The following is a 12,787-nucleotide window of genomic DNA, read 5'->3' on the forward strand; positions in this document are numbered from 1 at the left end:
AACCCTTTTATTACTCCCTTAACCAAGGATTGTCATGACTATTTCTCAAAACCCGACGTTTGATACCTTTCAAGGTTTATTCAACGAAGCTGAATTTGTCTATCGTCATTTAGGCTCAAATGAGACCAAACAAGCTGATTTACTCAGAAAAATTGGTTATAAAGACATGGCGAGTTTTATCAATGATACGGTGCCTGAGCCCGTACGCTTGCACAAAGACTTAGACTTGCCATTGGCAATGAGTGAGCATGCAGCGTTGGCTAAATTGCGCGCCATGGCAGATAATATCACCGTTAATAAAAGCTACATCGGCCAAGGCTATTCGCCTGTGCGTATGCCTGCGGTCATTCAGCGTAATGTCCTTGAAAATCCAGGTTGGTATACGGCTTATACGCCTTACCAAGCTGAAATCGCCCAAGGTCGTCTAGAAGCTCTGCTTAACTTCCAACAAGTTTGTATCGATTTAACGGGTCTAGAAATGGCTGGTGCGTCGTTACTTGACGAAGCAACGGCAGCCGCAGAAGCCATGGCGATGTCTAAGCGGGTGAGCAAAAGCAAATCAACGCAGTTTTTTGTTGATGATCGTGTCTATCCACAAACGTTAGACGTTATCAATACTCGCGCAAAATACTTTGGTTGGGAAATCGTTGTTGGTGATTTTGAAACCGCCAAATCTGGTGATTATTTCGGTGCGCTATTCCAATACGTCGGTGTTGAAGGCGATGTCAAAGACTTAACTGACGTTATCGCTGCGGTTAAGAAAAACAAAACGTACGTGAGCGTCGTCAGCGACATCATGAGCTTAGTGCTATTAAAGTCACCAGCGGATATGGGCGCAGACGTCGCTTTGGGTAGCACCCAGCGCTTTGGTATTCCAATGGGCTTTGGTGGTCCTCATGCCGCCTACTTTGCATTCTCTGATAAAGCCAAACGCTCAGCACCTGGTCGTATCATTGGTGTCTCAAAAGATTCGCAAGGTAATACCGCCCTACGTATGGCATTACAAACCCGCGAGCAGCATATCCGCCGCGAAAAAGCCAACTCAAACATCTGTACGTCACAAGTATTGCTGGCCAACCTCGCTGGGATGTATGCGGTTTATCATGGTCCAGGTGGCGTAAAACGTATTGCCACTCGTATCCATGCTTTTGCCACAGCGTTTGCTAATGTCATTACAGAAGCCAACGATAGCAGTCTAAGTGTAGTACATGATCAGTTCTTTGATACCGTCGTTGTCGATTGCGGTTCAGAAAAACTGGCGATGCAAATTTTTGCAAATGCAGACAATGTTGGTTATAACTTATGGCGTCTAGATGATAACAAACTGGGTGTCGCTTTTAGTGAAATCAGCGACCAGCATGACTTTACCGTATTAACCCAGCTGTTCGTTAGTAAATCGCATGACTTGCCTGAGACTGCTAGCCTGTCACTTGATAGCGCGCATTTGCGTACCGACGACATCTTAACCCATCCAGTATTTAACTCGCATCATACCGAGCATGAGATGCTGCGCTACTTAAAGTCGCTTGAAGACAAAGATTTAGCGATGAACCGCAGTATGATTTCATTGGGTAGCTGTACCATGAAACTCAATGCAACCAGTGAGATGATACCAATTACGTGGCCTGAATTTGCCAATGTGCATCCTTTTGCACCGCGCGATCAAGTCACCGGCTACATTGCGATGATTGACAGTCTGCAAGATCAACTTAAAGCCATCACTGGTTTTGACGATGTATCGATGCAGCCAAACTCTGGCGCTTCAGGTGAATATGCGGGTCTACTAGCGATTCGCCGCTATCATGAATCATTGGGCGAGACCAATCGTGATGTTTGTCTCATTCCAATGTCAGCGCATGGTACCAACCCTGCGACTGCCATGATGATGGGTATGAAAGTCGTCGTGGTTAAAACCGATGAAAACGGTAACGTCGACATCGAAGATTTGACCGCTAAATGTGAAGAGCATAGCGAGCACCTAGGTGCCTTGATGATCACCTACCCGTCGACGCATGGTGTGTTCGAAGAAGGCATCCGTCATATTTGTGACTTGATTCATAAGCATGGCGGCCAAGTCTATATGGATGGCGCGAATATGAATGCGCAGGTCGGCATGATGCAGCCTGCGGATGTTGGTGCAGATGTATTACACATGAACTTGCACAAAACCTTCTGTATCCCACATGGCGGCGGCGGTCCTGGCATGGGTCCTATCGGTATGAAGGCACATTTAGCACCATTTATGGCCAACCATACCTTAAGCCCTGTGCATAATGCGCAAAAAGACTGTTCAGCTGTATCGGCAGCGCCTTATGGCTCAGCCAGCATCTTGCCGATCTCGTGGATGTATATTGCCATGATGGGCCGTGATGGTTTGCTTAAAGCCACTGAACTGGCGCTGTTAAATGCCAACTACGTAGCAGCCGAGCTAAAAGGTCATTATCCTGTCTTATACGCTGGTAAAAACGGCCGCGTGGCACACGAATGTATCATCGATATTCGTCCATTAAAGGATGAAACAGGTATCAGCGAAAGCGATATTGCCAAGCGCTTAATGGATTATGGTTTCCATTCACCAACCATGAGCTTCCCAGTTTCAGGTACGTTGATGATTGAGCCAACTGAGTCTGAGTCAAAAGAAGAGTTAGATCGTTTTATCAGTGCGCTAAAATCTATCAAAGCCGAAGCGATGAAAGCCAAAGCAGGCGAAGACAATTGGACGTTAGAAGACAATCCTCTAGTCAATGCACCGCACACCGCTTCTATGATCACCAGCAGCGAGTGGACGCATCCATACAGCCGTGATGTTGCCGCATTCCCATTGCCTTATGTACGCGCTCATAAATTCTGGCCAAGCGTCGCTCGTATCGATGATGCTTATGGTGATAAGAATCTGATGTGTTCGTGCCCAAGTATCGAAAACTATCTGTAATCGAAGTCTTCGATAAATCATAAGTAGCTTTTTATAGAAAAACAAACCTCCAAGTCAGTAGCTGATTTGGAGGTTTTTATTTTGCTTACTTTTTATCTATCAAATTAACAGGTAACATTATTAATGGATAAGCGATAAATAAAGGCTTATACCGATAAGAAAATATTTATCTTAAATCTTTGAAGCCGTAAATTTTTGAAGCAATGATTTGGATCTTACTATGCAACAAAAAAACCGCGTTATTCTGATTCATGGTCTGCATCAAACCGCTTGGATCATGCGACCATTGGCAAAGCGCCTGCAAGCAGCAGGCTTCGATACCCATCAATATAGCTACCGCAGTATGCGTGATGGCATCAAAACCAATAGCGCAGGCCTCAATACTTGGCTAGAAAATCATCATCAACCTGATCAGCCGGTAGATTTGGTCGGTCATAGTTTGGGTGGTTTGATTATTCGTGATTTCGTCACTCAGTACCCCAAGTGGCAGATTGGACGCTGCGTGACGCTTGGGACACCGCATGTAGGAAGTGTTTGTGCAGATTATATCTGGCGCTTAAGCCCCGCTGTAGTAGGACGCTCATATGTCGATGCTTTAGATGGAACAGTCCCACCATTACCAGCACATATTACCTTGGGCGTGATTGCGGGAAATCGTCCGTATGGATTGGGGCAGCTTTTTTTACAGTATCATAACCGTAAACTGCGTAAAGCAGACAATATGCCATCAGCAAAACATCTGCTACACGATGGCACAGTATATATAGAAGAAACTAAAATAGAGGCAGCCACTGATCATATTGTTTTACCAGTTTCGCATACTGGGATGCTGGTCGATAAAGGTGTCACCACACAAGTTATATATTTTTTACAACATGGACAGTTTGAGCATAAAAAACTTAAACATTGATACCCATACCCTGCTGCAACTCGGTTTTATGCTTGTTAATCACTGGTATCAAAGTCTGCGTCACCCACTCATTGCGCCAGCCTTTTAAGCCTTCTGGTAGCTCGCTTAGGTTTTTATCAAACGCAATCACTTCATACAGCTGCCCTAGCCATTTTTTGCGCATCAATACATTAGCAGGTACACCAATAGCTTCTGCTTGCTCATCAATCGCTTGTTGCACGGCTTTTGACAGCACTTTATTTTTTGAGCGATACGGCGGCAATAGACAGTCTGGATATTCAGCAGGATGCAGGTTTTTTGCCTCTTTTATTACTTTAAGCAACTCTTCGCCATGCAGTCGCAACATGCTACGGTGCATCGTGGTTTTGTGCGCAAGCTCTCGCATATTACTTGGTTTTTCAGTGATAATCTCACGTACGGCTTGTTTTTTAATCACAAAAGTACGCGGCTGATTGGTCGAACGCGCTAGCTCTTCTCGCCACGTAGCCACTCCTTTGAGTATAGCCATTTGCTGCGAGTTATAGCGATAATCAGCCATCGTTAAGTACATCGCTTCGTCTTCAACATGCTGGGCATCGTACAAATCGCTGGCATAAAGCTGGCAATCCGCCCATACATATTCAAACAGTCCTTGCTTTTTTAGCTCGTATTCGAGGCTCAAGTAAAGCGCTGGCAAGAAGCGTACATCATCAATCGCATATTGCTCTTGCTCATCTGAGAGCGGACGCTGTAGCCAATCTGATTGGCTTTGTTCTTTATCGATATGCATATCTAACTGGTCATCAAGCGCCTGCTGATAGCCCATTTGCAACTGTCCCGTCAAATAAGACAACGCAATTTGCGTATCAAAAATATTGGTCAACGGTGGGCAACCAGACAATAGATAAAAAATCCCTAAATCTTCACCACAAGCATGCCAAATCGCCACGTCAACTTCACTGAGCGCTTGCCAAAAATCACCCAGTTGCAACTGTGGGGCATCTAGTAAATAGATGTGATTGCCTGTATTTAGCTGTACCAGTGCCAAGCGCGGGTAATAAGTATCGCGCTTGATAAACTCGGTATCTAATGCCACTCGTCCGCAAATCGCCAATGCATCGATAACTTCAGCCAAACCATCTTGCTCACGCACCCACGTGATGGCAACTTCATCCGCAATATCCAATAATGCATCGATATTTGGTTCAGGCGGCACAGCTGCTGACGCTATTTCAGTATTAACTGATTGCTTTGATGAATCGTCAATAGCAGCAGCGTTGTCTGCAAGGTTTGATTGGGTGGCAGCGCTTGAAGCGGTTGGAACATGGTTAGACACGGGCAGATACCTGCATAAATAGGGGGAAAGAAAACGCCAAACTGCGTTTTAATAAAAAAAAACGAGAAAAATAGTGGCAATTAAGCAATTATAACAAGTTCATAAAATAAAATGGGCAAGATTTGGGTTTTATAGAGAACTTATAAAATTGCTATAGGAATGAACGATTTTGCATCGCTTGTCCAAGGGTCATACTATCAAGGTATTCCAGCTCGCCACCCATCGGTACGCCTTGCGCCAAACGTGTGACTTTATTGACATGACGACTGACCGCTTCGCTGATAAAGTGTGCGGTGGTCTGCCCTTCGACAGTTGTACCCGTTGCCAATATCAGCTCTTCAACAGGCTCTTGCTTAACCCGCCATACTAGCTGATCGATGTTTAAGTCGTCGGCACTAATCCCATCAATCGGTGATAAGTGACCACCTAAAACAAAGTAGCGTCCACGATAACCTGCCGTTTGCTCGATAGCCATCACATCTGCCGCCGTTTCGACCACGCATAATAGGCCATCATCACGCCTTGGATCTTGACACAGCGGACAAACGACCTCATCACTAAAGCTGTGACAACGCTGGCATTCGACGATATCACGCATCGCCTCATCAAGTGCTTGGGCGAGTGCCATGCCTTGTGGGCGCTTTTTGGTAAGCAAATGCAGCGCCATACGTTGGGCACTTTTTTGACCCACACCCGGCAAAATACGCAGCTGTTTGACCAGCTGATCAAATTTGGCTGTCAGCAAAGCATCTTCCTTTATTTAACTTAATTTAACTTAATTTATAAACCGTAGCTATAAAAATGGGGTCGTATCGTGTCGATAACAACCCCATTTTTGTCTTAAGTATGAAGTATTTAACGCTTAAAACATACCTTGCATACCTGGTGGCAGACCCATACCTGAGGTCGCGCCAGCCATGGTTTCTTCGTATAGCTCATCCGCTTGACGCACCGCATCATTGATAGCAGCAGCGATTAAGTCTTCGATCATATCTGGCTCATCTTCAAGCAAACTTGGATCAATGGTCAAACGCTTAACCACATGGCGACCCGTCATGGTGACTTTTACCAGACCACTACCCGCTTCTGCGTGAACTTCTTTATTGCCTAGCTCTTTTTTAGCATTTTCAACGTTTGCTTCGACTTTCTTTTGCATCGTTTGGGCTTGTTGCATCAATGCTTGAATATTCATAATTGCCTCTTTGTCTTTTATAGTAATGAGTAATATAGTAATGAGTAATTTTTATTAACGTAAATCATAACGTAAATTTTATGCGTTAACGGTGATTATACCGTTATCTTTACAAACTGTCTAAACCACGCGCCAAATCTTTAATGATATCTTCTACATCTTCCAAACCGACAGACAGACGAATAAGACCATCTTTGACGCCTGCTTCTGCCCTCGCCTCAGCGGTCAAGCGAAAGTGGGTAGTCGTCGCTGGATGGGTAATCGTGGTTTTGGCATCGCCCAAATTATTAGTAATAGAAACCATTTGCGTTGAGTCTATCACATGCCATGCAGCGGCTTTTGAATCAAGGCTAGCAGATGGCTTGACTTCAAAACCCATGATAGCACCATAACCACCTTTCATATGATGTTGACGCGTCGCCAGTTCATGAGCCGGATGATCGCTCAACCCTGAGAAATGCACGGTACTGACATTGGGGTGATTGACCAAGAAATCCGCCACTTGATTGGCATTTTGACAATGCGCTTGCATACGCAATTTCAGTGTCTCAAGCCCTTTGGTAAACACCCACGCATTAAACGGACTCATGCTAATACCGCCTGAGCGTACCACGGTAAACGCTTCTTGCATGAGCGCATCGCTACCAACCAAGGCACCGCCTAATACTCGACCCTGACCATCCAAATACTTGGTTGCAGAATGAATCACCACATCAGCACCCAAGTCGAGTGGACGCTGCAAGGCTGGCGTGGCAAAGCAATTATCTACCACCAATAAGATGTCATTGGCTTTGCACAGCTGACTTAAATACTCAATATCACAAATCTGCGCCAATGGATTGCTAGGGCTTTCGCAATAAATAACCTTGGTATTCGGCTGAACCGCTTTTGCCCAAGCGTCATTGTCGAAGCAATCAACGTAGCTGACCTCAACATCAAACTTGGCCATATAATTATTGAATAGACCGATGGATGAACCAAACAGCTGATTGGCAGCCAGCAGATGATCGCCTGCTTTTAGATACGCCAAGCACATGGTCAAAATCGCACCCATACCCGAAGCTGTCGCAACAGCGCGCTCACCATTTTCAAGCGCTGCCAAACGACGCTCAAAGGTACGCACGCTCGGATTGGTATGCCGCGAGTAGACGTTGCCCGTCTTATCTCCGTTAAAATGAGCGGCGGCATCTGCCGCTGAGGTATAAACATACGAGCTGGTAGTAAAGATAGCCTCTGAGTGCTCACCTTCATCCGTGCGATGTTGCCCTGCTCGTACAGCGATGGTCTGCATGCCATAATCAAGCCCTAAATCTAGGGCGTCGTTACGCCAGTTTGGATCTAACTTACTCACCTTGCTCTCATTCTGCGTTTGCGACTGACTCATAAATCTTCCGTTACTTTTGTTAATAGTAAAATGTGTTGGTAATAAAACGATTAGTAATAGAATGGCTGCTTGTTTTTAGGGTCTGTTGAACATTCAAATGTGGCACTGGCAGTGGCTATTTTTTAGACAATACGCAGTGAAATTTTTGACGCCTAGTCATTCTAGGTTAGACAATTTCGCCATGTATTGGCAAAAAATAGTCCCGCCCCGAAGGGCTGATGCTAAAATCGCACCAAACGTTGTTATAAACCTAGCTAAGGTCTCGACATTATCGTCGGTTTACGCCTAGTTTGATGCGATTTTAGCGATCAGCAGTCCTAATATTTGAATGTTCAACAGACCCTAATTATGGATACCATTTGTCAGCGTTATCATAGCATGTCAACTTATTCCAAACATCTGGTTTCAGAGCCCTACTAAACATTATTTTTGAATACGTCTTGATATAACCACCAAGTCTATAATCAGAATAAAACGCGAGATTAGTCAAGCGCATAAACTAAAAAAATAACGTATTTATAATAGGCAGATAGGACGACAGCTGCTAAGCTTAGCGACCATTTAGGCTTTGTCCTACGCTTTGTCTCGAGTGTTATTTTTATAAGCATTATAATCATCGCTATTGTTTGAAAATAAACGAAAATACTCAGCAAAATTTCAATAAATCAAGGCTTATTAGGGTTAATCAGTTATGTCGATGCTAAATATAGAACCAAGCAGTTTATCGCTGAGCCTAACACTCGGGTTGACCTTAGGACTGAGTGGATGTCAGATTTTGCCCGAACAGCCCCATTTGCCTGAAAGCCAAGCCTTGTCAGCGCGAGTGAATGCTTTATATCAGCAAGAAAGCAACCAACAGCCTAAACAAATTGCAGCGACTGACACCAGTAATATCGATTTGGTATCCGCTATCAGTGCGCAGAATGACATTCACCCTGATTTGTCAGGCTATCACCCGATAGTGACTGGGGCAAATGCCTTTGCCGCGCGCAGTATCTTGACAGATATGGCCACACGTAACATCGATGCACAGTATTATATTTGGCATAATGACCAAGCCGGTCAACTACTGTTGAAAGACCTTTGGGATGCAGCTGAACGCGGCGTTATCGTGCGCTTGTTGCTCGATGATTTTAATAATAGCGCGAAGTTCGATCAGCATTTATTACGTTTTGCCAGCCATCCAAACATTGCGGTGCGCATTATTAATCCGTTGATGCATCGTAAATTTCAAACCTTGAACTTTGTCACAGGATTGCCGCGTATCAATCGGCGTATGCATAATAAAAGCATGACCTTTGACAAGCAAATCACCATCATTGGTGGTCGTAATATTGGTAACGAATACCTGAGTAATGATCAAAGCAGTCAATTTGCGGATTTGGATGTGTTACTTATTGGTAAAGTCGTCGCAGATATCGACAACAGTTTTGCCAGTTACTGGTCATCACCTTTATCATTTGATATCGAAACGTTGGCAAAATTTGATGATGATGTGACACCTGATTTTCTGTCCGCATTGGATAAGCTCGGTCTCGACGAAGACAATAACGAAGGCAGCAGTTTGACGGTCTATAAAGCGGCGATCAAAGACTCTACGATAGACAGCGATCTGATCAATAAACGGGTACCCTTTCGCTGGACGGATATGCAGTTTTTGAGTGATGATGTCGGTAAACTGAGCAAAACGGTTCCTACTGACACCAATCTGGTACATCAGCTGCGCACTTTGCTCGGTAGCCCAACCAAAAAGCTGACTATCATCTCTTCTTATTTCGTGCCGACTAAAGATGGTGTCGATACCTTGGTCAAGCTGGCCAAATCTGGTGTTGATATTAAAATTTTGACCAACTCATTTGATGCGACGGACGTCACTGCCGTTCACTCTGGCTATAGTCAATGGCGACCCAACTTGCTTCGCTCAGGCGTCAAAATATACGAGCTAAAATCAACGGCTGCTGAAGAAGAACGTGAAAACAAACTGTGGCGAGCACGTAGTCAATCATCGACCAGCTTACATGCAAAAACTTTTGCCGTGGATGACTATCAAGTCTTTATTGGCTCATACAATGTCGATCCGCGCTCTGCCAATATCAATACCGAAATGGGTGTCATTATTAACGATGAGGAACTGGCAAGCCAGCTGCACGGTGCACTCAGCGATGATTTGTTAAATCAAGCTTATGAAGTCAAGTTGCTAGAGATCGGCGCTTTGCAATGGCATACCATGGAAGATGGTAAAAAAGTGATTTATAATTCAGAGCCACGCGTTGATATGAGTGATCACATTTGGCTCACCATCATGTCATGGTTACCAATCGACTGGCTGCTATAAAGACGTAAGACCTTTTACTCACTGACCCTTAATTGACACTCAAAAGTTCAGGGTTTCGGATTTAGCTTCTGTTAAATCAAACCCCTGCAACCAAAATTACTAACACAAAATACCCAAACCTACTGTTTCGGCAAATCATTATCTATCTACGTTGATTTGCCGGTTTTTATGATGAGCGGTTATCCAAACGATGACCGTCTTAATGACCACTTTACTCTGTGGATGCGTGATCTATTATGCCGTCTCGTTCTCAATATGCGTTAATGTCTGCTAGAGACAAAAATGTAGTGCTGTTTATTAGCTTTACCAGCGCTGTAGTGTTTTTTGATTTTTTGATTTATTTGTACATGGCAGATATCATCTCGGCTGCATTTTTTCCTGCGAACACCAACCCTCAAGTTGCTAAACTACAAGGGCTGGGGCTTTTTGCTGTTGGTTATTTGGCACGTCCAATTGGTGGTATCCTCTTTGGTCGATACGGCGATATAAAAGGTCGAAAGCCCATATTGTTGCTAAGCCTGATAGTAACCGCTGCAAGTTTATTGGCGATGGCGTTTCTGCCCAATTATGCACAGTGGGGATGGATTGCGCCCGCTTTATTTATTTTCCTAAGGCTTATACAGGGTATGGCATATGGCCTTTATGTCCCCTTGGCCTGGGTTTTTGTGGCAGAGCATGTACCACGGCAATATTTATCAGTAGCCTGTAGCTATGTCACTGCCAGCTTTTTAGTAGGTGTGCTATTTTCAAATGCATTCTTTATGTGGCTCTCTACCTTTATGACGACGGATCAGTTGACTGATTATGGATGGCGTTTGCCATTCTTAGTTGCCGCTGTATTAAGCTTTTTGCCATTATTGGTATGGCGACTCGTTGGAGAGACACCGTTTTTCCTTGCACTGGACAAGTCAAAAATTGGTACTAGCGTGAGCGAACCATTTACCATACTCTTTAAACACTGTAAGCATTCTATATTTGTCGGCATGGTACTGACATTGGTCATTTCTAGCATTACCTCTGTTATCATTCTACTGCTACCAGACTTAATAGAGATAAACTTTGTTTTAGATAGTGACCTATTTGGGTTTTCTCATAGTTTGGGCATCATATTTATGATTTTTGGCTGCATATTTTATGGCATGGTGTCTAACCATGAGAACTTTGGTAAAATTTTAGTTATTGGTTCTGTTCTACTCATTGCTCAAATGCTGGCCTTCTTTTACCATTTGCAGGCAGGTGGTGATTACATATTAATCATGTATGCACTGTTGGGCTTCTGCGCTGGCATCGTCGGTATGGTACCTGCCATCCTTGTGCAATTGTTTCCGACCAATGTGCGCCTCACAGGAATGGCTTTTTGCTATAATATTACCTACGGTATCGTGGGTGTGCTAGTACCTTTCGGTCTAGGCTATGCCACTACGCTAATAAGCTTCTCACCAGCACTGTACATTACCTTTATCGGCTTTATTGGTATTATCATGGGGCTTTACTTTTATAATCTGCCTGAATACAAAAAAATTGACCATGTGATCTCGTAAATAGCTGACCAATATCCACATCAAAATTGAAACTAAGGTGCAATGGTATGTCTCATCCATTGCACCTTATCCATTTATTTAAGACACAAATATTAAGGCTTAATACCCATGGTTGATATGACCAATAAGCGACTGTCCGTTGCCCCAATGATTGATTGGACAACCACCGACTACCGTTATTTTGCACGGCTGTTTAATCCGCATACGTATCTATATACCGAAATGATCAGTACTGGTGCGCTCATACATGGCAATCGGGCTCGGCATTTGCGCTTTGATACACTTGAGCACCCACTTGTCCTGCAACTTGGCGGTGCAGATATTGGTGAGATGACCCAATGTGCTGAATTTGCTCAGCAGCATGGCTATGATGAAGTCAATATCAATGTTGGTTGCCCGTCAGATCGGGTACAGCATAACAAAATTGGCGCTTGTCTCATGGCCGAGCCAAACACTGTCGCTGACTTAGTCAAACATATGCAAGCGGCTGTCGATATCCCAGTGACAGTTAAACACCGTATTGGTATCGATGATTTTGACAGTTATGAGTTTATGGCAGATTTTGTGCAGAAAGTCGCTGCTGCAGGTTGTAGCCGTTTTATCGTTCATGCCCGTACTGCATGGCTACAAGGTCTTAGTCCCAAGCAAAATCGCGACATTCCGCCACTGCGCTATGAGGATGTGTATCGTCTCAAACAAGACTTTCCACAACTCGATATCGAGATAAACGGTGGTATTGAGACAGTTGCAGATATTCAAGCGCACTTACAGCATATAGACGGTGTGATGATTGGCCGCGCGTTTTATCACAACCCTTATCTACTGGCAGAAGCCAACAGCTTATGGGGTGAGCCAGCACCTAAGCGCTCAGACATTTTGACGCAGCTTTATCCTTATCTAGAAGAAAAAGTCGACAAAGGCGAAGCACTACCCACGATGACGCGTCATTATTTAGGATTGTTTCAAGGGCTGACAGGTGCTCGAAAATGGCGTCAATCACTGAGCGGCAAACCCAAGCTGACCATAGATGATATTAAGCAAGCAGCGTCTGAAGTCTTGGCGTTAAACCCTGATGCGTAGCTTTCTTTGATTAAATAGACGCTTGATTAAACAGATTTTGATTAGGCCGTGTCCTTATTTTAAAAATGGCGATAAAAATGAGATAAGTTGCCGTCAAA

Annotated in this window: 9 protein-coding genes; 5 read left to right on the forward strand and 4 right to left on the reverse strand. The window is 44.2% G+C overall.

All coding sequences use genetic code 11. From position 1 onward, the window contains the following. The first annotated feature begins 34 nt into the window (after positions 1 to 34). Complete coding sequence (gene gcvP, locus IOD06_RS06380; protein ID WP_194620019.1) at positions 35 to 2,932, forward strand: aminomethyl-transferring glycine dehydrogenase; 2,898 nt, start codon at positions 35 to 37, stop codon at positions 2,930 to 2,932. A 220-nt stretch (positions 2,933 to 3,152) separates the two neighbouring features. Next, entirely contained in the window at positions 3,153 to 3,842 is a 690-nt protein-coding gene (locus tag IOD06_RS06385; RefSeq protein WP_194620021.1) for a triacylglycerol lipase, read from the forward strand. Here IOD06_RS06385 and IOD06_RS06390 read toward each other — a convergent pair. The 4 genes from IOD06_RS06390 to IOD06_RS06405 form a co-directional block, all read right to left on the reverse strand. Next, positions 3,832 to 5,157 carry a ribonuclease D gene (locus IOD06_RS06390; RefSeq protein WP_194620028.1) on the reverse strand — a complete coding sequence of 442 codons (1,326 nt, stop codon included), beginning with the start codon at positions 5,155 to 5,157 and terminating at the stop codon, positions 3,832 to 3,834. The two genes, IOD06_RS06385 and IOD06_RS06390, sit on opposite strands and share 11 nt — an antisense overlap. A 151-nt stretch (positions 5,158 to 5,308) precedes the next feature. Then, the gene (gene recR, locus IOD06_RS06395; RefSeq protein ID WP_010199654.1) at positions 5,309 to 5,902 is read right to left on the reverse strand and encodes a recombination mediator RecR; all 594 of its coding nucleotides are present in this window, start codon (positions 5,900 to 5,902) and stop codon (positions 5,309 to 5,311) included. Between the two features lie 117 nt (positions 5,903 to 6,019). Further along, the gene (locus IOD06_RS06400; protein WP_189584573.1) at positions 6,020 to 6,349 is read right to left on the reverse strand and encodes a YbaB/EbfC family nucleoid-associated protein; all 330 of its coding nucleotides are present in this window, start codon (positions 6,347 to 6,349) and stop codon (positions 6,020 to 6,022) included. A gap of 109 nt (positions 6,350 to 6,458) precedes the next feature. After that, complete coding sequence (locus IOD06_RS06405) at positions 6,459 to 7,733, reverse strand: O-succinylhomoserine sulfhydrylase (RefSeq protein WP_194620030.1); 1,275 nt, start codon at positions 7,731 to 7,733, stop codon at positions 6,459 to 6,461. 691 nt (positions 7,734 to 8,424) lie between these two features. Between IOD06_RS06405 and IOD06_RS06410 the strand changes: the two genes are divergently transcribed. The 3 genes from IOD06_RS06410 to dusA all read left to right on the forward strand — a co-directional run bounded on the left by IOD06_RS06410 (position 8,425) and on the right by dusA (position 12,689). Beyond that, entirely contained in the window at positions 8,425 to 10,068 is a 1,644-nt protein-coding gene (locus IOD06_RS06410) for a phospholipase D family protein (protein WP_194620032.1), read from the forward strand. A 236-nt stretch (positions 10,069 to 10,304) separates the two neighbouring features. Beyond that, on the forward strand, positions 10,305 to 11,609 hold the full coding sequence (locus tag IOD06_RS06415) for an MFS transporter (protein WP_194620034.1): 1,305 nt from the start codon (positions 10,305 to 10,307) through the stop codon (positions 11,607 to 11,609). 108 nt (positions 11,610 to 11,717) lie between these two features. Then, positions 11,718 to 12,689, forward strand: coding sequence for a tRNA dihydrouridine(20/20a) synthase DusA (gene dusA, locus IOD06_RS06420; RefSeq protein WP_194620036.1), 972 nt, complete (start codon positions 11,718 to 11,720; stop codon positions 12,687 to 12,689). Positions 12,690 to 12,787: the final 98 nt, after the last annotated feature.

It is taken from the genome of Psychrobacter sp. N25K4-3-2 (assembly GCF_015351755.1).
GTDB lineage: Bacteria > Pseudomonadota > Gammaproteobacteria > Pseudomonadales > Moraxellaceae > Psychrobacter > Psychrobacter glaciei.